Genomic DNA, 16,194 nt, shown 5'->3' with positions numbered 1-16,194 from the left:
AATGCTCATCCCCCGCAAGGTCAAGCACCGCAAGCAGCACCACCCGACGCGCTCCGGCGCGGCCAAGGGTGGTACGACGCTCGCCTTCGGTGACTTCGGCATCCAGGCGCTGGAGAGCCACTACGTCACCAACCGGCAGATCGAGGCCGCGCGTATCGCGATGACCCGGCACATCAAGCGTGGCGGCAAGGTGTGGATCAACATCTACCCGGACCGCCCGCTGACCAAGAAGCCGGCCGAGACCCGGATGGGTTCCGGTAAGGGTTCGCCGGAGTGGTGGATCGCCAACGTGAAGGCCGGGCGCGTGATGTTCGAGCTCTCCGGTGTGCCGGAGGACATCGCTCGCGAGGCGATGCGCCGCGCGATCCACAAGTTGCCGATGAAGTGCCGCTTCATCACCCGAGAGGCAGGTGAGAACTGATGGCTACCCTGACCGCCGCCGAGCTGCGGAACCTGGGCCGGGACGAGTTGATGACGAAGCTCGGTGAAGCCAAGGAGGAGCTGTTCAACCTCCGGTTCCAGGCTGCCACGGGCCAGCTGGAGTCTCACGGTCGGCTGCGCGCCGTCCGCAAGGACATCGCCCGCATCTACACAGTGCTGTCGGAGCGTGCGCTCGGCATCACCGAGGAGGTGGACGCTCCGGTCGAGGCCGAGGCGGCCGCCGACGAAGCTGCGGACGACAGTGAGAAGGCCAACGCATGACCGAGAACGTGAAGGACGAGACCGTGAGCACGACCACCGAGGCGCGAGGCAGCCGGAAGACCCGTGAGGGCCTGGTGCTGAGCGACAAGATGGACAAGACCGTCGTGGTGGAGGTCGAGGACCGGGTCAAGCACAAGCTGTACGGCAAGGTCATCCGGCGTACCAGCAAGCTCAAGGCGCACGACGAGCAGAACGCCGCCGGGATCGGCGACCGCGTCCTCCTGATGGAGACCCGGCCGCTGTCGGCGACCAAGCGCTGGCGCGTCGTCGAGATCCTCGAGAAGGCCAAGTAGTTCCCGGTCCAGGGCTTCGGCCCGGTCCGGCAACCAATCGAAATTATTCGTTCCGCAAGGCTCACCTCGGTGAGAACCAGCGAGACAACCAGGAGATCAACAGATGATCCAGCAGGAGTCGCGACTGAAGGTCGCCGACAACACGGGTGCCAAGGAGATCTTGTGCATCCGCGTTCTCGGTGGCTCCGGTCGGCGCTACGCCGGTGTCGGTGACACGATCGTCGCCACCGTCAAGGACGCGATCCCCGGCGGTGGTGTGAAGAAGGGTGACGTCGTCAAGGCGGTCGTCGTGCGTACCGTGAAGGAGCGCCGGCGTCCGGACGGCTCCTACATCCGCTTCGACGAGAACGCCGCGGTGATCCTGAAGGCCGACGGCGAGCCGCGCGGCACCCGTATCTTCGGGCCGGTCGGCCGGGAGCTGCGGGAGAAGCGCTTCATGAAGATCATCTCGCTCGCGCCGGAGGTGCTCTGAGATGGCCCAGCAGAAGAAGCTGAACGTGAAGAAGGGCGATCAGGTTCGCGTGATCGCCGGTAGGTCCAAGGGCCTCGAGGGCAAGATCATCCAGGTCTTCCCGGACGACGAGAAGGTCATCGTCGAGGGCGTCAACCGGGTGAAGAAGCACACCAAGGTGCAGCAGGCCCAGCGCGGCGGCACCACCGGTGGCATCGTCACCCAGGAAGCCCCGATCCACGTCTCGAACGTGGCGCTTCTTGTCGAGGTCGAGAAGGACGGCAAGAAGGAGAAGGTGACCACGCGCGTCGGCTACAACCGCGTCGAGGTGCAGAAGCGCCGTCCCGACGGTTCGACGTACACGGGTTACCGGAGCGTCCGGATCGCCCGGCGTACCGGCGAGGAGATCTGATGACCAGTACAGTAACCGAGGCTGCGTCCTCCCCCCGGACCCAGCCGCGGCTGAAGACGAAGTACCGCGAGGAGATCGTCGGCCAGCTGCACGAGCAGTTCAAGTTCGAGAACGTCATGCAGGTGCCCGGGCTCACCAAGATCGTGGTGAACATGGGCGTCGGCGAGGCGGCTCGCGACTCGAAGCTGATCGAGGGCGCGGTGAAGGACCTGGCCGCGATCACCGGCCAGAAGCCGCAGGTCACCAAGGCCCGCAAGTCGATCGCGCAGTTCAAGCTGCGTGAAGGCATGCCGATCGGCGCCCACGTGACGCTGCGCGGCGACCGGATGTGGGAGTTCCTGGACCGGCTGCTGGCGCTCGCGCTGCCCCGGATCCGCGACTTCCGCGGCCTGTCCGCGAAGCAGTTCGACGGCACTGGGAACTACACCTTCGGTCTGACCGAGCAGGTGATGTTCCACGAGATCAACCAGGACCGGATCGACCGGGTCCGGGGCATGGACATCACCGTGGTGACCACCGCGAAGAACGACGACGAGGGTCGGGCCCTGCTGCGGGCGCTCGGCTTCCCGTTCAAGGAGAACTGACGTGGCGAAGACAGCACTCAAGGTCAAGCAGGCCCGGAAGCCGAAGTTCGCGGTGCGTGGCTACACGCGCTGCCAGCGCTGCGGCCGGCCGAAGGCGGTCTTCCGCAAGTTCGGCCTGTGCCGGATCTGCCTGCGGGAGATGGCACACCGGGGCGAGCTGCCCGGCGTGACCAAGTCCAGCTGGTGACCGTCTCCACCCCCGAACTTCTCCCTATTCACCACCATCTAGTCACCGTAGGTCGCCGCACGGCGAAACCACGGCGGGAAAGAGGCCCCAGGCCATGACGATGACCGACCCGATCGCAGACATGTTGACGCGTCTGCGGAACGCCAACCAGGCGTACCACGAGTCGACCACGATGCCGTACAGCAAGATCAAGCAGGGCATCGCCGACATCCTCCAGCAGGAGGGCTACATCGCCTCCTACCAGGTCGAGGACCCCAAGGAAGGGGCTGTCGGCAAGACTCTGACCGTTGACCTGAAGTTCGGCCCGAGCCGGGAGCGCTCCATTGCGGGCGTCCGCCGGATCAGCAAGCCGGGCCTGCGGGTCTACGCGAAGTCGACCAACCTGCCCAAGGTCCTCGGTGGCCTGGGCGTCGCGATCATCTCGACGTCCCAGGGACTGCTGACCGACCGTCAGGCCAAGAACAAGGGCGTCGGCGGGGAAGTCCTCGCCTACGTCTGGTGACGAAGAACCGGAAGGAGGACCACAGAAATGTCTCGCATCGGTAAGCTCCCGGTCACGGTCCCGTCCGGCGTCGACGTCACGATCGACGGCCAGACGGTCACTGTCAAGGGTCCCAAGGGTCAGCTCTCGCACGTCGTCGCTGAGCCCATCGTGGTCAACCGGGAAGAGGACGGCGCGATTGCCGTGACCCGCCCGGACGACCAGCGCAAGAGCAAGGAACTGCACGGCCTGTCCCGCACCCTGATCGCCAACCTGGTGACCGGCGTGACGGACGGCTACGAGAAGAAGCTCGAGATCGTCGGCGTCGGGTACCGCGTCCTGTCCAAGGGACCGACCCAGCTGGAGTTCTCGCTCGGGTACAGCCACACGATCACGGTCGACGCCCCCGAGGGCATCACCTTCAACGTGGAGGCACCGACCCGCTTCTCGGTCATCGGCATCGACAAGCAGTCGGTCGGTGAGGTCGCCGCCAACATCCGCAAGCTGCGCAAGCCCGAGCCGTACAAGGGCAAGGGTGTGCGGTACGCGGGCGAGCAGGTGCGCCGCAAGGTCGGAAAGGCTGGTAAGTAACCATGGCGATCGGACTGCGTCCGCACAAGCACTCCGCCAAGAAGACGGCCTCCCGGCTGCGTCGGCAGATCCGGGTCCGGAAGAAGATCAACGGCACGGCCGAGCGGCCGCGCCTGGTGGTCTCGAAGTCGTCGAAGCACCTGTTCGCACAGGTCATCGACGACGTCGCCGGCAAGACGCTGGTCTCGGCTTCCACCATGGAGGCCGACCTGCGTGGCGCGGAGGCGAACAAGACCGACAAGGCCAAGACCGTCGGCGGCCTGATCGCCGACCGGGCCAAGGCCGCCGGCATCGACTCGGTCGTCTTCGACCGGGCCGGGAACAAGTACCACGGCCGTATCGCGGCCCTGGCCGACGCCGCCCGCGAGGGCGGGCTCGGCTTCTGATGGCGACAAGGGAAGAAGGTAGTTCGAAATGAGCGGAGGCCAGCAGCGTCGCGGAGGCGGCGCCGGTGGTGAGCGCCGTGGCCGTGACGGTGGTCGCGGTCAGCAGGCGGACAAGACCGCCTACATCGAGCGTGTGGTAGCCATCAACCGTGTCGCCAAGGTCGTGAAGGGTGGTCGTCGCTTCAGCTTCACCGCCCTCGTGGTCGTCGGCGACGGCGAAGGCACCGTCGGTGTGGGTTACGGCAAGGCCAAGGAGGTGCCCGCGGCGATCGCCAAGGGTGTCGAGGAGGCCAAGAAGGCATTCTTCAAGGTGCCGCGGATCCAGGGCACCATCCCGCACCCGGTCCAGGGCGAGAAGGCCGCAGGCGTTGTCATGCTGCGTCCGGCCGCTCCCGGTACCGGTGTGATCGCGGGTGGCTCGGCGCGCGCCGTACTGGAGTGCGCCGGTATCCACGACATCCTCAGCAAGTCGCTGGGTTCGTCCAACTCCATCAACGTGGTGCACGCCACCGTTGAGGCGTTGCGCAGCCTGGAGACCCCGGAAGCCGTGGCCGCGCGCCGTGGTCTGCCGGTCGAGGACGTCGCCCCGGCGGCCCTGCTGAAGGCGCGGGCGGAGGCGGCTTCCTGATGGCACGCTTGAAGGTGACCCAGATCCGTTCGGGCATCGGTGGTAAGCAGAACCAGCGCGACACGTTGCGCACCCTGGGCGTCAAGCGGATCGGCGACAGCGCCGTCCACGAGGACAAGCCCGAGGTTCGCGGCATGGTGCGTGCGGTTCGCCACCTCATCACCGTCGAGGAGGTCGACTGACATGGCGCTCAAGGTTCATCACCTGCGTCCGGCGCCCGGCGCCAAGACCGCCAAGACCCGCGTGGGTCGTGGTGAGGGCAGCAAGGGCAAGACCGCCGGCCGCGGTACCAAGGGCAGCAAGGCGCGTAACAACATCCCCGAGTGGTTCGAGGGTGGCCAGATGCCGCTGCACATGCGGCTCCCGAAGCTGAAGGGCTTCAAGAGCAGGAACCGGGTGGAGTTCCAGGTCGTTAACCTGGACAAGCTCGGACAACTGTTCCCCGAAGGTGGCGAGATCGGCATTGCCGACCTGGTCGCCAAGGGCGCGGTTCGTAGCGGTCAGCCGGTCAAGGTACTGGGTGACGGCGAACTGACCGTGGCACTGCAGGTCTCGGCAAACAAGTTCTCCAAGTCCGCCACGGACAAGATCCAGGCGGCTGGGGGAACCACGACCGAGGTGTGACACGAGGTCCAGGGCTCGTAACGCCCGGTGCTTGATATCCTGCGCCGGTCGGACGGGCCCTGGTTCGTCTCTTGCCCAGCGGCTTAGCTAGGCCCCTGCCGTGCCCGCGGTAGGGAAACTTGTGGGAGGACAGGGTGTTAGGCGCCTTTGCCAACGCGTTCAAGACTCCGGACCTGCGCCGGAAGATCTTGTTCGTGCTCTTCATCGTCGTGATCTTCCGGATCGGCTCCGTCGTTCCGGCTCCCGGTGTGAACGTGCAGTCGCTGCACACGTGTATCAAGATCTCGCAGGGCGGCCAGAACGCCAACCTGTACAACTTGATCAACCTGTTCTCCGGCGGCGCACTGCTGCAGCTCGCGATCTTCGCGCTCGGCATCATGCCGTACATCACCGCCAGCATCATTCTGCAGCTGCTGACCGTGGTGATCCCGCGGCTGGAGTCGCTGAAGAAGGAAGGCCAGGCGGGCCAGGGGAAGATCACGCAGTACACCCGCTTCCTGACCGTCGGTCTGGCGATCCTGCAGTCCACCGCCTTCGTGGCGCTGGCCCGGACGCCGGGACGGCTGTTCCAGGGCTGCAACGAGCCGCTGCTCTACAAGGACGACTGGTTCACCATCACCGTGATGGTGCTGACCATGACCGCCGGCACCGGCGTGATCATGTGGCTCGGCGAGCTGATCACCGACCGTGGTGTCGGTAACGGTATGTCGATCCTGATCTTCACCCAGATCGTCGCCACCTTCCCGACCCAGCTGTGGAGCATCCGCAAGCAGAAGGGCATCACCACCTTCGTCGTGGTGATCGCGATCGGTCTGGTCATCATGGCCGCGGTCATCTTCATCGAGCAGGCCCAGCGCCGGATCCCGGTGCAGTACGCCAAGCGCATGGTCGGGCGGAAGATGTTCGGCGGCACCTCGACGTACATTCCGCTGAAGGTGAACCAGGCCGGTGTCATCCCGGTCATCTTCGCCTCCAGCCTGCTGTATCTCCCGGTCCTGATCAGTCAGTTCCAGCAAGGCAAGGGCTGGTCCAACTGGATCCAGGGCAACTTGGTCAAGGGCGACCACCCGATCTACATGGCGACGTACGTCGCTCTGATCATCTTCTTCACGTACTTCTACGTCTCGATCACCTTCAACCCGAAGGAGGTCGCCGACAACATGAAGAAGTACGGCGGCTTCATCCCGGGGATCCGGGCGGGTCGGCCGACCGAGGAATACCTGAAGTACGTGTTGGACCGCATCACGCTGCCCGGCGCGATCTACCTCGCGGCGATCTCGATGATCCCGCTGGTCGCTCTCGTCCTGCTGAACGCGAGCCAGAACTTCCCGTTCGGCGGTACGTCGATCCTGATCATGGTCGGCGTCGGACTCGACACGGTGAAGCAGATCGAGAGTCAGCTGCAGCAGCGAAACTACGAAGGGTTCCTGCGCTGATGAGAATGTTGCTGATGGGTCCGCCCGGGGCGGGCAAGGGCACGCAGGCAAAGGTGCTTGCGGAACGCCTGAAGATCCCGGCCGTGTCCACCGGCGACATCTTCCGTGCGAACGTGAAGGACGAGACGCCGCTGGGTGTCGAGGCCAAGCGGTACATGGACGCCGGCGACTACGTCCCGGACGAGGTCACGAACGCGATGGTGCGCGACCGGTTGTCCGAGGCCGACGCGGGCGAGGGCTTCCTGCTCGACGGGTACCCGCGGACGCTGGCCCAGGTGGGCACGCTGGACGAGATCCTGGCCGACCACGGTCACAAGCTGGATGCCGTGGTCGCGTTGGTCGCCGACATCGACGTACTCGTCGAGCGGATGACGAAGCGGGCGCACATCGAGGGCCGGACGGACGATTCCGAAGAGGTCGTCCGGCACCGGCAGGACGTCTACGCCGCCGAGACCAAGCCGCTGCTGCAGGTGTACGCCGAGCGCGGCCTGCTGGTCGAGGTCGACGGCGTCGGCGAGATCGACGAAGTGAGCGAGCGGGTGCTCGCCGCCCTCAAGACGGTCACCGAGTAACACGATGATGTGCTGTGATGTTTAGGGACCGCGGTATCGAGATCAAGACCCGCGAGCAGATCCTCTCCATGCGTAAGGCCGGCCTGGTGGTCGGCCGCACGCTGGAGCTGCTCCGCGGTGCGGTCCGGGCCGGAATCACCACCGGCGAGCTGGACGCGATCGCGGAGGACAACATCCGGTCCTCCGGCGCGACGCCGTCGTTCAAGGGATACCACGGGTTCACCGGCTCGATCTGTGCGTCGGTGAACGACGAGATCGTGCACGGCATCCCGGGCGACCGCGTGCTGGCCGACGGCGACCTGATCTCGATCGACTGCGGTGCGATCGTGGACGGGTGGCACGGCGACGCCGCGATCACCGTGCCGGTAGGCGAGGTGGACGCGGAGCTGCTGGAGCTCGCCCGGATCTGCGAGGAGTCGATGTGGCGCGGGTTCGCCGCGGCCCGGCTCGGCGGCCGGCTGTCGGACATCTCGGCCGCGGTCGAGGCGCATGTCCGCGCGAACTCGTCGTACGGCATCGTCGAGGACTTCGTCGGGCACGGGATCGGTTCGGCGATGCACCAGCCGCCGAACGTGCCGAACTTCGGCCGTCCCGGGCGCGGCCCGAAACTGGTCGAGGGCATGGCACTGGCCGTCGAGCCGATGCTCACGCTCGGCAAGCAGGACAACCACACGCTCGAGGACGACTGGACGGTCGTCACCGACGACGGCCGGTACGCCGCGCACACCGAGCACACCTTCACGCTGACCCCGACCGGTCCGTGGGTGCTGACCGCGCTCGATGGCGGCGAATCCCAGCTCGCGGACCTCGGCATCAAGTTCGGCGCCCTGGCCGACTGACGGAACCCGCGGGTCCACCCGTTGGGGGACGCGGAGGGGACCGGGGCTGAGGCACACTTGGGACATGCCTCAGTACCAGCCGCACCAGCGTTTCACCGAAGCCGACCGGGACAAGATCGCCGGGCGGTTGCGGGACGCGTTCGCGGATGGCCGGCTGGACCAGCCCGAGTTCTCGTCCCGCCTCGACCAGCTCTACACCGTGCAGACGTACGGCGAGCTCGAGCCGCTGGTGCGGGACCTGCCGGCGGTCCGGACGTACGAGACGCCCAAGGCGGTGCAGGACAGCAAGCCGGCGCCCGAGCCGGGTAATTTCCCGGAGCGGAAGAAGGACAACCACCCGAATCACGGCCGCGGCGGAGCGATCGGTGGCTTCACCGGTGTCGTGCTGATCAACGTGCTGATCTGGTTCGTGATCGGGCTCGGCAACGGCGGGCACTGGCCGCACTTCTGGCCGGTCTGGCTGCTGATCCCGTGGGCGATCATCGCCCTCGGCGGCCTGGGCCGGCGCCGTTGACGGCGGCCCAGGTGAGTCGCCGCGTCGTCGGTCCCCGGCTGCGGCCGGATCTGGCGTGGCAGCTGCACCAAGGGGCCGCGATCGTCTACGTGATCTGGTTCGCCGTCGCCGTACCGCTGGCGATCGTGGGGCTGCTCCTGGAGCCGCGGTGGGTGGGCTGGATGGTGCTGGCCTGGTTCCTGGTGCTGATCGGGTTCACGGTGCTGCTGCGGATCCGTGACGGCCGCCGGCGACGGGCATGGGCCGAGGCCGCCGGGCAACTCGGCTGGCGGATCAGTGCGTCCGGGACCGAGTTGCTGGATCGTTGGCCGTTCCCACCGTTCGACGTGGACCCGAAGGCCGAGGTCGTCGACGTGACGTCGGGCCGGCATCGCGGCCGGGAGTTCTGGACCGGGCGGTTCCGGCACAAGGTACGGCGACGTGAACTCGGCTTCGACTTCCTTGATCTGCACGTGGATCGGCCCCTGCCGCCGCTGCAGGTGCTGCCTTCGGGGCTGGCACCGGTCGCGGCAGCGAGCTTTCTGCCGTTGCCGTTGACGATCGATGGGCTGACGGCGCAGTACCGCTTGTTCAACGGACGCGAGGACCACGCGATGGCGGTCCTGCATTCGCGGGCGGTCGAGACGCTGGCCGACGTACCGGCGTTCGGTTTCAGCTGTGAGGGCCGGCGGTTCGTCGCGATTCTTCCGGCGTACCGGGACGCGACGACCGCCCTCGCGCAACTGGACGCGGCCTGCGACCTGCTGGACCTGATGCCCGAACAGATGTGGCGCGAGGGCGAGCAGTGGGCCGCTACCCAGCAGGAGTCCTGAGCAGGCCGACGAGCGCCGCGAGATCCGCATCGCCGCGCCCAGCAGCAACGGCCTTGCGCAGCAAGGTGCCCATCGGCTCCAGCAACATCGGGTCGATGCCCTGGGCATTGGACGTGTCGGTCAGGTTGTCGAAGGCGGCTGCCTGCATCGCGAGATTCGAGCCGGCCGTGTCGGACGGACCGTTGTCGAGATCCTTGGCGATGCGGGGCAGGGAGCCGAGCATCGCGGTCAGCCACGGGAGCAGGAAGCGTTCCGTGAACGGTTCGGCCGGGAGGTTCTCGGTGCCGATCAGTGCCAGCGCGTGCTGCGCGCCGCCGAACATCCCGTACATCGCGCTCAGCAAGGCGATGTCGTGGAGCGCGGCGAGCCCCGGGTCGGTGCCGACGTACTCGGGGCGTGCCAGTACGGACAGGGCGGCGCGGTGCTCCTCGAAAGCTTCCGGTACGCCGCTGTAGAAGATGAAGGCCGCGGGGCCGCCGATCATCGCGGGGACGGCCATGATCCCGCCGCCGACGTACTGCGCTCCTGCGGCCGTGACTCGTTCCGCGGTGGCCCGCGCCTGGTCGGGCGTGCTGTTGGTGAGGTTGACGATCGTCTTGCCGGTGAGGTCGATGCCGTCGAGCGTGCTCCGGACGGTGTCGTCGACGAGCAGGCAGACGACGACGAGTGGACTGGCCGCGATCGCCTCACCGGCGGTGGCGGCGCGGACTACGTCGAGTTCGGGGGAGCGGCCGGGCGTGCGGTTCCAGACGGTGGTCGGATGGCCGGCGGCCAGGAAGGCCCGGGCGAGGGCGGTCCCCATCGCCCCGAGCCCCAGGACGGTGACAGGTGTCTTCATGCCGTCCACCCTGGAGCCAAAGCTTTAGGATGGACAAGTACTCACTAAATAGTCAGGTACTGACGGAAAGGTAAGTATGCGCGCCTACACCTGTGGTCTGGATGCGGCCGCCGATGTGATCGGTGGGAAGTGGAAGCCGCGGATCCTGTGGGCGTTGCACCACGGGCCGATGCGGTTCGGGGAGCTGCGACGGGAGATCACCGGCGTCACCGAGAAGATGCTGATCCAGCAGTTGCGGGAGCTGGAGTCGCGGGACATCGTGCATCGGGAGGTGTTCCACCAGGTGCCGCCGAAGGTGGAATACTCACTGACCGCACTCGGACAGTCACTCAACGAAGCGCTGATACCCTTGGATACCTGGGGATCGGATCATCTGACCGAGCTCGAGGCCTCACGGGTGCGCTGACCGGGTCTCGATTGGGTTTCGCCTGGGTGTGTGGCGTAGACTCTTTCCTTGGCTACTTTGTGGCCATAGCCAGTCACGTCTACAGAAGTGCGAGGACATGCCCAAAAAAGAGGGAGTTATCGAACTCGAGGGCACCATCGTCGAGGCCCTGCCGAACGCGATGTTCCGTGTTGAGCTGTCCAACGGGCACAAGGTGCTCGCGCACATCAGCGGCAAGATGAGGCAGCACTACATCCGGATCCTCCCCGAGGACCGGGTCGTCGTGGAGCTGTCGCCGTACGACCTCACCCGGGGTCGCATCGTCTATCGGTACAAGTAAGACCCACCAACACCTGTCGAAGAAAGTAGCTCGATGAAGGTCAATCCGAGCGTCAAGAAGATCTGCGACAAGTGCAAGGTGATCCGCCGTCACGGCCGGGTCATGGTGATCTGCGAGAACCCGCGGCACAAGCAGCGGCAGGGCTGACAAAGCCTTCACGCAGTAGCACAGCACTTTCGCACCACAGCGCGCATGCTCGTCCGGGATCCGTCCCGGACGTCGCCCCTGGAACAGAGGCCGGGGCCTTGCCGGTGAAGCACAACGAGTCACCGAGGCGGGCAAGGACGCAGCGCGCCACCACACCTCTGCTGACGAAAGGAACACCGCCACATGGCACGCCTCGTAGGAGTCGACCTGCCGCGCGACAAGCGCATCGAGGTCGCTCTCACCTACATCTTCGGTGTAGGTCGTACTCGCGCCCTGAAGACGCTCGAAGCCACCGGGATCTCCGGTGACAAGCGCGTCCACGAACTGGGCGACGAAGAACTGGTCAAGCTCCGGGACTTCATCGAAGGCAACTACAAGATCGAAGGTGACCTCCGTCGCGAGGTGACCGCGGACATCCGCCGCAAGATCGAGATCGGGTCGTACCAGGGTCGCCGGCACCGCAGCGGGCTTCCGGTGCGCGGTCAGCGCACGCGGACCAACGCCCGTAGCCGCAAGGGCCGCCGTAAGGCGATCGCCGGCAAGAAGAAGAAGTGACCCGGATGACTTTCGACCACCCCAGGAGCAACTGAATGCCTCCCAAGAGCCGCAGCGCGGCCGGCGCGAAGAAGGTGCGCCGCAAGGAGAAGAAGAACGTGGCCGCGGGCCACGCGCACATCAAGAGCACGTTCAACAACACGATCGTGACGATCACCGACCCGACCGGCGCGGTCATCTCGTGGGCTTCCGCGGGCACCGTCGGCTTCAAGGGTTCACGTAAGTCGACCCCGTTCGCCGCGCAGATGGCCGCCGAGGCCGCCGGGCGCCGGGCGATGGAGCACGGCATGCGCAAGATCGACGTGTTCGTCAAGGGTCCCGGCTCCGGCCGTGAGACCGCGATCCGTTCACTGGGTGCGGTCGGCCTCGAGGTCGGCACCATCCAGGACGTCACCCCAGTCGCCCACAACGGATGCCGCCCGCCGAAGCGGCGCCGGGTCTGATCCCAGAGAGAGGAAGGTAGCGAACCATGGCCCGTTACACCGGACCTATGACCAAGAAGTCGCGCCGTCTCGGGGTCGACCTCGTCGGTGGCGACAAGGCGTTCGAGCGTCGTCCGTACCCGCCGGGTATGCACGGCCGCGGCCGCCCGAAGGAGAGCGAGTACCTGCTCCAGCTGCGCGAGAAGCAGAAGGCGCGTTACTCGTACGGCGTCCTCGAGAAGCAGTTCCGCCGGTACTACGAGGAGGCCTCGCGGCGCTCCGGCAAGACCGGTGACAACCTGCTGCAGATCCTCGAGTCCCGCCTGGACAACGTGGTCTACCGCTCCGGCCTGGCCCGGACGCGTCGGCAGGCCCGTCAGCTCGTCGTCCACGGTCACTTCACCGTGAACGGCCGCAAGGTGAACATCCCGTCGTACCGCGTGGCCGCGCACGACATCATCGATGTCAAGCAGAAGTCGGTCGAGACGACGCCGTTCATCATCGCCCGGGAGACGCACAGCGAGCGCGTCGTACCGGCATGGCTCGAGGTGATGCCCGAAAGGCTGCGGATCCTCGTCCACCAGCTGCCCACCCGGCAGCAGATCGACACCCAGGTCGCCGAGCACCTGATCGTCGAGCTCTACTCGAAGAACTGACCCGGCTCCGGCCGGCGGCCTCCGGGCCGCCGGCCGGATCGGTGTGTTCTTCCTTCGCGACCTCAAATAGTGGTCGTCGCGGAACAGAAAGAAGACAGAAGTGCTTATCGCACAACGCCCCACCCTGACCGAAGAGGTCGTCGACGAGTACCGCTCGCGGTTCGTGATCGAGCCGCTGGAGCCGGGCTTCGGTTACACCCTCGGCAACTCGATCCGCCGGACCCTGCTGTCCTCCATCCCGGGGGCTGCAGTCACCAGCATCAAGATCGACGGAGTTCTGCACGAGTTCTCCACCGTTGCCGGGGTCAAGGAAGACGCCACCCAGCTGATCCTGAACCTGAAGGACCTGGTCGTCTCCTCCGAGCACGACGAGCCGGTCACCATGTACCTGCGCAAGCAGGGCCCCGGTGACGTCACCGCCGCCGACATCGCGCCGCCGGCCGGTGTCGAGGTGCACAACCCGGACCTGAAGATCGCCACCCTGAACGAGAAGGGCCGGCTCGAGATGGAGCTGGTCGTCGAGCGGGGCCGCGGCTACGTGTCCGCCGTACAGAACAAGTCCGCCGACGCCGAGATCGGCCGGATGCCGGTCGACTCGATCTACTCGCCGGTCCTCAAGGTCACCTACAAGGTCGAGGCGACCCGTGTCGAGCAGCGCACCGACTTCGACCGCCTCGTGGTCGACGTCGAGACCAAGCCGTCGATGCTGCCCCGCGACGCCGTCGCGTCGGCCGGTAAGACCCTGGTCGAGCTGTTCGGTCTGGCTCGCGAGCTGAACGTCGAGGCCGAGGGCATCGACATCGGCCCGTCCCCGGTCGACGAGCAGATGGCCGCCGACCTGGCGCTGCCGGTCGAGGACCTGCAGCTGACCGTCCGGTCGTACAACTGCCTGAAGCGCGAGGGCATCCACACCGTGGGTGAGCTGATCTCGCGCAGCGAGCAGGACCTGCTGGACATCCGGAACTTCGGCTCCAAGTCGATCGACGAGGTCAAGCTGAAGCTCGCCGAGATGCAACTGTCGCTGAAGGACTCCCCGCCCGGGTTCGACCTGCGCGCCGCGTCCGGTGCCTACGGCAACGAGGCGGACGACGAGGACGAGAGCTTCGCCGAGACCGAGCAGTACTGAGCTGACCAAGGCCCGTCGGGCCCTACCCTCAACGGCCCGACGGGCCTGAGATTCCTGGAGTAATGAGATGCCTACCCCCACCAAGGGTGCCCGGCTGGGCGGCAGCCCGGCGCACGAGAAGCTGATCCTCAGCAACCTCGCGACGTCGCTGTTCGAGCACGGCGCCATCACCACCACCGCGGCCAAGGCCAAGCGCCTGCAGCCGCTGGCGGAGCAGATGATCACCAAGGCCAAGCGTGGTGACCTCAACTCGCGCCGCCAGGTGATGAAGCGGATCAAGGACAAGAGCGTCGTGCACGTGCTCTTCACCGAGATCGGCGAGCGGTACGCCGACCGCCCGGGTGGCTACACCCGGATCACCAAGCTCGGCCCGCGCAAGGGCGACAACGCCCCGATGGTGAAGATCGAGCTGGTCGAGGCGCTGTCGGACTCGCCGAAGGCGAAGAAGACCGCTGCCAAGAAGGCTCCGGCCAAGAAGGCTGCCGAGACCAAGGTCGAGGACAAGGTCGAGGACGCGCCGGTTCAGGACGTCGTGGCCGGCAAGTTCGACAACTCCGCTGCCCCGCTCGAGGACGGCTCTGCGCCCGAGGGCTTCACCATCAAGGGCAACGAGAACTCGATGAAGTACCACACCACCGAGTCGCCGTGGTACGACCAGACGGTCGCCGAGGTCTGGTTCAAGACCGAGGCTGACGCCGAGGCCGCGGGCTTCGCCAAGGCCGGCGAGACCGAGGACGACGACAAGTAAGTACTCCTTCAGAGCCCCCTCACCGCGCGGTGAGGGGGCTCTGCTGCGTTAGATTGGCGTGTGCGTTGGCGGATTGACCTGAGGTACGACGGAGCGGCCTTTCACGGGTGGGCCCGTCAGGAGGGTCTCCGTACCGTGCAGGGGGAGCTCGAAGAGGCGGTCCGCGTCGTACTGCGACTGCCGGAGCCGGTGACCGTGACGTGTGCCGGCCGGACCGACACGGGCGTCCACGCCCGGGGACAGGTCACCCACGTCGACGTCGAAGGCGCTGTGGACCCGCTGAGGCTCTTGAGAGGACTGAACGGCGTCCTGCCCGAGGATGTAGCTGTCACGGCCGTCACGGCGGCTCCTGAGGGCTTTGACGCCCGGTTCTCCGCCCTGGCCCGGCGGTACGTGTACCGGCTGTGCGACGACCCGGCCGGCTGGGACCCGCTCACCCGCGGACATGTCCTGCGGGTGGGGCGGCCGATGGATGTGGATCGTATGAACGCTGCCGCGACCGGTCTGCTCGGAGAGCACGACTTCGCGGCGTTCTGCAAGAAGCGGGAAGGCGCCAGCACGGTGCGCGCGCTGCTGGAGTTCTCGTGGCAGCGGACCGGTGTAGGGCAGCTGGAGGGCACTGTGATCGCAGATGCCTTCTGTCACTCGATGGTGCGGGCACTGGTGGGGTCGATGATCCCCGTGGGCGACGGACGTCGGGACGTCGAGTGGCCGGCCGCAGTACTGGCTGGGAAGGTGCGGGACTCGGCTGTGTCGGTCCTGCCGGCGCACGGGCTGACCCTGGAGGAAGTGCGCTATCCCGCCGACGACGAGCTGGCCGCACGGGCATTGCAGGCCCGTCAGGTCAGGGGAGAGGTGCACCAGCGTGGCTGACCACTACTTCTCGGCGGAGCCTGGCTCTGCGGACGTACGACGTACCGTCGAGGCCCGGATCTGGGGACGGGAGTACACGTTCACCACCGCGACCGGAGTGTTCTCGCGGGACCGGCTGGACATCGGTACGGCGGTGTTGCTGCGGGAGGTGGAGCCGCCGCGTAAGGCCGGGACGTTCCTCGACCTGGGAACCGGCTACGGGCCGATCGCGTGTGCACTCGCGGTGGAGGTGCCGGAGGCAACGGTGTGGGCGGTCGACGTGAACACGCGCGCGCTCGAGCTGACGGCGGAGAACGCCAAGGCCGCGGGGGTCGCGGACCGGGTGCGGGCGGTGCTGCCGGACGACGTACCCGAGGATGTGCGGTTCGACGAGATCTGGTCGAACCCGGCGATCCACATCGGCAAACCCGAACTCCACAAGATGCTGCTGCGCTGGCTGGGACGTCTCGCGCCGGGTGGGACCGCCCGGTTCGTTGTCGGAAAGAATCTGGGTGGTGACTCCCTGCAGCGGTGGATGACCGAGCAGGGCTATCCATGTGAGCGGACGGGCAGCGCCAAGGGTTTTCGGGTCCTGCGGGCCCGCCGGGATTAA

At 66.6% G+C, this 16,194-nt stretch carries 29 protein-coding genes; 28 read left to right on the top strand and 1 reads right to left on the bottom strand.

Annotation, left to right across the window (positions count from 1 at the left end):
* The first annotated feature begins 1 nt into the window (after position 1).
* From rplP to E0H45_RS05485, 18 genes are all read left to right on the top strand, one after another.
* Positions 2 to 421, top strand: coding sequence for a 50S ribosomal protein L16 (rplP, locus tag E0H45_RS05570; protein ID WP_130384638.1), 420 nt, complete (start codon positions 2 to 4; stop codon positions 419 to 421).
* The gene (gene rpmC, locus E0H45_RS05565) at positions 421 to 702 is read left to right on the top strand and encodes a 50S ribosomal protein L29 (RefSeq protein ID WP_131335177.1); all 282 of its coding nucleotides are present in this window, start codon (positions 421 to 423) and stop codon (positions 700 to 702) included. Before rplP ends, rpmC begins: the two co-directional genes overlap by 1 nt.
* The gene (gene rpsQ, locus E0H45_RS05560) at positions 699 to 995 is read left to right on the top strand and encodes a 30S ribosomal protein S17 (RefSeq protein ID WP_131335176.1); all 297 of its coding nucleotides are present in this window, start codon (positions 699 to 701) and stop codon (positions 993 to 995) included. Before rpmC ends, rpsQ begins: the two co-directional genes overlap by 4 nt.
* 103 nt (positions 996 to 1,098) lie before the next feature.
* The gene (gene rplN, locus E0H45_RS05555; protein WP_012923677.1) at positions 1,099 to 1,467 is read left to right on the top strand and encodes a 50S ribosomal protein L14; all 369 of its coding nucleotides are present in this window, start codon (positions 1,099 to 1,101) and stop codon (positions 1,465 to 1,467) included.
* A gap of 1 nt (position 1,468) precedes the next feature.
* A complete protein-coding gene (gene rplX, locus E0H45_RS05550; protein WP_131335175.1) occupies positions 1,469 to 1,858 on the top strand; it encodes a 50S ribosomal protein L24 in 390 nt (129 codons plus the stop codon).
* Positions 1,858 to 2,442 carry a 50S ribosomal protein L5 gene (gene rplE / locus E0H45_RS05545; RefSeq protein WP_131335174.1) on the top strand — a complete coding sequence of 195 codons (585 nt, stop codon included), beginning with the start codon at positions 1,858 to 1,860 and terminating at the stop codon, positions 2,440 to 2,442. The genes rplX and rplE overlap by 1 nt, the downstream gene beginning before the upstream one ends.
* Position 2,443: 1 nt before the next feature.
* Entirely contained in the window at positions 2,444 to 2,629 is a 186-nt protein-coding gene (locus E0H45_RS05540) for a type Z 30S ribosomal protein S14 (RefSeq protein WP_012923674.1), read from the top strand.
* A gap of 94 nt (positions 2,630 to 2,723) precedes the next feature.
* Positions 2,724 to 3,131 carry a 30S ribosomal protein S8 gene (gene rpsH / locus E0H45_RS05535; RefSeq protein ID WP_131335173.1) on the top strand — a complete coding sequence of 136 codons (408 nt, stop codon included), beginning with the start codon at positions 2,724 to 2,726 and terminating at the stop codon, positions 3,129 to 3,131.
* Between the two features lie 27 nt (positions 3,132 to 3,158).
* Positions 3,159 to 3,701 (top strand): 50S ribosomal protein L6, encoded by a 543-nt coding sequence (gene rplF / locus E0H45_RS05530; RefSeq protein WP_131335172.1) that lies wholly within the window; start codon positions 3,159 to 3,161, stop codon positions 3,699 to 3,701.
* A gap of 2 nt (positions 3,702 to 3,703) precedes the next feature.
* Positions 3,704 to 4,087, top strand: a complete 384-nt coding sequence (gene rplR, locus E0H45_RS05525; RefSeq protein WP_131286343.1) for a 50S ribosomal protein L18 — start codon at positions 3,704 to 3,706, stop codon at positions 4,085 to 4,087.
* A gap of 28 nt (positions 4,088 to 4,115) precedes the next feature.
* Entirely contained in the window at positions 4,116 to 4,715 is a 600-nt protein-coding gene (gene rpsE / locus E0H45_RS05520) for a 30S ribosomal protein S5 (protein WP_131335171.1), read from the top strand.
* Entirely contained in the window at positions 4,715 to 4,897 is a 183-nt protein-coding gene (gene rpmD / locus E0H45_RS05515; RefSeq protein WP_131286341.1) for a 50S ribosomal protein L30, read from the top strand. Before rpsE ends, rpmD begins: the two co-directional genes overlap by 1 nt.
* Before the next feature lies 1 nt (position 4,898).
* The gene (gene rplO / locus E0H45_RS05510) at positions 4,899 to 5,339 is read left to right on the top strand and encodes a 50S ribosomal protein L15 (protein WP_131335170.1); all 441 of its coding nucleotides are present in this window, start codon (positions 4,899 to 4,901) and stop codon (positions 5,337 to 5,339) included.
* Between the two features lie 134 nt (positions 5,340 to 5,473).
* Positions 5,474 to 6,775, top strand: a complete 1,302-nt coding sequence (gene secY, locus E0H45_RS05505) for a preprotein translocase subunit SecY (RefSeq protein WP_131335169.1) — start codon at positions 5,474 to 5,476, stop codon at positions 6,773 to 6,775.
* Complete coding sequence (locus E0H45_RS05500) at positions 6,775 to 7,347, top strand: adenylate kinase (RefSeq protein WP_202872203.1); 573 nt, start codon at positions 6,775 to 6,777, stop codon at positions 7,345 to 7,347. The genes secY and E0H45_RS05500 overlap by 1 nt, the downstream gene beginning before the upstream one ends.
* 17 nt (positions 7,348 to 7,364) lie before the next feature.
* A complete protein-coding gene (gene map, locus E0H45_RS05495; protein ID WP_420323324.1) occupies positions 7,365 to 8,186 on the top strand; it encodes a type I methionyl aminopeptidase in 822 nt (273 codons plus the stop codon).
* Between the two features lie 64 nt (positions 8,187 to 8,250).
* Positions 8,251 to 8,700 (top strand): DUF1707 SHOCT-like domain-containing protein, encoded by a 450-nt coding sequence (locus tag E0H45_RS05490; protein WP_131335167.1) that lies wholly within the window; start codon positions 8,251 to 8,253, stop codon positions 8,698 to 8,700.
* Between the two features lie 11 nt (positions 8,701 to 8,711).
* Positions 8,712 to 9,512, top strand: a complete 801-nt coding sequence (locus tag E0H45_RS05485) for a hypothetical protein (RefSeq protein ID WP_238154813.1) — start codon at positions 8,712 to 8,714, stop codon at positions 9,510 to 9,512.
* Here E0H45_RS05485 and E0H45_RS05480 read toward each other — a convergent pair.
* Complete coding sequence (locus E0H45_RS05480; RefSeq protein ID WP_131335166.1) at positions 9,493 to 10,350, bottom strand: NAD(P)-dependent oxidoreductase; 858 nt, start codon at positions 10,348 to 10,350, stop codon at positions 9,493 to 9,495. The genes E0H45_RS05485 and E0H45_RS05480 overlap by 20 nt on opposite strands.
* Positions 10,351 to 10,426: 76 nt before the next feature.
* On the opposite strand from E0H45_RS05480, the gene E0H45_RS05475 reads away from it, so the two are divergent.
* The 10 genes from E0H45_RS05475 (at position 10,427) to E0H45_RS05430 (ending at position 16,194) form a co-directional block, all read left to right on the top strand.
* Positions 10,427 to 10,756 (top strand): winged helix-turn-helix transcriptional regulator, encoded by a 330-nt coding sequence (locus E0H45_RS05475; RefSeq protein WP_131335165.1) that lies wholly within the window; start codon positions 10,427 to 10,429, stop codon positions 10,754 to 10,756.
* 97 nt (positions 10,757 to 10,853) lie between these two features.
* The gene (gene infA, locus E0H45_RS05470) at positions 10,854 to 11,075 is read left to right on the top strand and encodes a translation initiation factor IF-1 (protein WP_012923661.1); all 222 of its coding nucleotides are present in this window, start codon (positions 10,854 to 10,856) and stop codon (positions 11,073 to 11,075) included.
* A gap of 33 nt (positions 11,076 to 11,108) precedes the next feature.
* On the top strand, positions 11,109 to 11,222 hold the full coding sequence (gene rpmJ / locus E0H45_RS05465; protein ID WP_008361054.1) for a 50S ribosomal protein L36: 114 nt from the start codon (positions 11,109 to 11,111) through the stop codon (positions 11,220 to 11,222).
* 183 nt (positions 11,223 to 11,405) lie between these two features.
* Positions 11,406 to 11,777, top strand: coding sequence for a 30S ribosomal protein S13 (gene rpsM / locus E0H45_RS05460; RefSeq protein WP_020388083.1), 372 nt, complete (start codon positions 11,406 to 11,408; stop codon positions 11,775 to 11,777).
* Between the two features lie 35 nt (positions 11,778 to 11,812).
* Positions 11,813 to 12,220, top strand: a complete 408-nt coding sequence (gene rpsK / locus E0H45_RS05455) for a 30S ribosomal protein S11 (RefSeq protein ID WP_130384622.1) — start codon at positions 11,813 to 11,815, stop codon at positions 12,218 to 12,220.
* Positions 12,221 to 12,246: 26 nt separating this feature from the next.
* Positions 12,247 to 12,855 (top strand): 30S ribosomal protein S4, encoded by a 609-nt coding sequence (rpsD, locus tag E0H45_RS05450; RefSeq protein ID WP_131335164.1) that lies wholly within the window; start codon positions 12,247 to 12,249, stop codon positions 12,853 to 12,855.
* A gap of 100 nt (positions 12,856 to 12,955) precedes the next feature.
* Complete coding sequence (locus tag E0H45_RS05445; RefSeq protein ID WP_131335163.1) at positions 12,956 to 13,981, top strand: DNA-directed RNA polymerase subunit alpha; 1,026 nt, start codon at positions 12,956 to 12,958, stop codon at positions 13,979 to 13,981.
* Between the two features lie 67 nt (positions 13,982 to 14,048).
* Positions 14,049 to 14,729 (top strand): 50S ribosomal protein L17, sunset domain variant, encoded by a 681-nt coding sequence (gene rplQ, locus E0H45_RS43580; RefSeq protein WP_131335162.1) that lies wholly within the window; start codon positions 14,049 to 14,051, stop codon positions 14,727 to 14,729.
* Positions 14,730 to 14,789: 60 nt separating this feature from the next.
* Positions 14,790 to 15,602 carry a tRNA pseudouridine(38-40) synthase TruA gene (truA, locus tag E0H45_RS05435; protein WP_131335161.1) on the top strand — a complete coding sequence of 271 codons (813 nt, stop codon included), beginning with the start codon at positions 14,790 to 14,792 and terminating at the stop codon, positions 15,600 to 15,602.
* Positions 15,595 to 16,194, top strand: a complete 600-nt coding sequence (locus E0H45_RS05430; protein WP_131335160.1) for a class I SAM-dependent methyltransferase — start codon at positions 15,595 to 15,597, stop codon at positions 16,192 to 16,194. Before truA ends, E0H45_RS05430 begins: the two co-directional genes overlap by 8 nt.

The sequence above is a fragment of the Kribbella soli genome, from assembly GCF_004331345.1.
GTDB classification, from domain to species: Bacteria; Actinomycetota; Actinomycetes; order Propionibacteriales; family Kribbellaceae; genus Kribbella; species Kribbella soli.
Note: the sequence above shows the minus strand (reverse complement) of the source record. Positions and strands in the feature narration are given on the sequence as shown.

Coding starts and splice junctions, on each gene's coding strand:
- rplP (WP_130384638.1), top strand. CDS start 2: ATGCTCATCCCCCGCAAGGTCAAGCACCGCAAGCAGCACCACCCGACG.
- E0H45_RS05480 (WP_131335166.1), bottom strand. CDS start 10,350: ATGAAGACACCTGTCACCGTCCTGGGGCTCGGGGCGATGGGGACCGCC.
- E0H45_RS05475 (WP_131335165.1), top strand. CDS start 10,427: ATGCGCGCCTACACCTGTGGTCTGGATGCGGCCGCCGATGTGATCGGT.
- rplQ (WP_131335162.1), top strand. CDS start 14,049: ATGCCTACCCCCACCAAGGGTGCCCGGCTGGGCGGCAGCCCGGCGCAC.
- rplX (WP_131335175.1), top strand. CDS start 1,469: ATGGCCCAGCAGAAGAAGCTGAACGTGAAGAAGGGCGATCAGGTTCGC.
- infA (WP_012923661.1), top strand. CDS start 10,854: ATGCCCAAAAAAGAGGGAGTTATCGAACTCGAGGGCACCATCGTCGAG.
- rpmC (WP_131335177.1), top strand. CDS start 421: ATGGCTACCCTGACCGCCGCCGAGCTGCGGAACCTGGGCCGGGACGAG.
- rpmJ (WP_008361054.1), top strand. CDS start 11,109: ATGAAGGTCAATCCGAGCGTCAAGAAGATCTGCGACAAGTGCAAGGTG.
- rpsM (WP_020388083.1), top strand. CDS start 11,406: ATGGCACGCCTCGTAGGAGTCGACCTGCCGCGCGACAAGCGCATCGAG.
- rplN (WP_012923677.1), top strand. CDS start 1,099: ATGATCCAGCAGGAGTCGCGACTGAAGGTCGCCGACAACACGGGTGCC.
- map (WP_420323324.1), top strand. CDS start 7,365: ATGTTTAGGGACCGCGGTATCGAGATCAAGACCCGCGAGCAGATCCTC.
- rpsQ (WP_131335176.1), top strand. CDS start 699: ATGACCGAGAACGTGAAGGACGAGACCGTGAGCACGACCACCGAGGCG.
- rpmD (WP_131286341.1), top strand. CDS start 4,715: ATGGCACGCTTGAAGGTGACCCAGATCCGTTCGGGCATCGGTGGTAAG.
- rplE (WP_131335174.1), top strand. CDS start 1,858: ATGACCAGTACAGTAACCGAGGCTGCGTCCTCCCCCCGGACCCAGCCG.
- rplF (WP_131335172.1), top strand. CDS start 3,159: ATGTCTCGCATCGGTAAGCTCCCGGTCACGGTCCCGTCCGGCGTCGAC.
- rpsK (WP_130384622.1), top strand. CDS start 11,813: ATGCCTCCCAAGAGCCGCAGCGCGGCCGGCGCGAAGAAGGTGCGCCGC.
- rpsH (WP_131335173.1), top strand. CDS start 2,724: ATGACGATGACCGACCCGATCGCAGACATGTTGACGCGTCTGCGGAAC.
- E0H45_RS05490 (WP_131335167.1), top strand. CDS start 8,251: ATGCCTCAGTACCAGCCGCACCAGCGTTTCACCGAAGCCGACCGGGAC.
- rpsD (WP_131335164.1), top strand. CDS start 12,247: ATGGCCCGTTACACCGGACCTATGACCAAGAAGTCGCGCCGTCTCGGG.
- E0H45_RS05500 (WP_202872203.1), top strand. CDS start 6,775: ATGAGAATGTTGCTGATGGGTCCGCCCGGGGCGGGCAAGGGCACGCAG.
- rpsE (WP_131335171.1), top strand. CDS start 4,116: ATGAGCGGAGGCCAGCAGCGTCGCGGAGGCGGCGCCGGTGGTGAGCGC.
- rplO (WP_131335170.1), top strand. CDS start 4,899: ATGGCGCTCAAGGTTCATCACCTGCGTCCGGCGCCCGGCGCCAAGACC.
- rplR (WP_131286343.1), top strand. CDS start 3,704: ATGGCGATCGGACTGCGTCCGCACAAGCACTCCGCCAAGAAGACGGCC.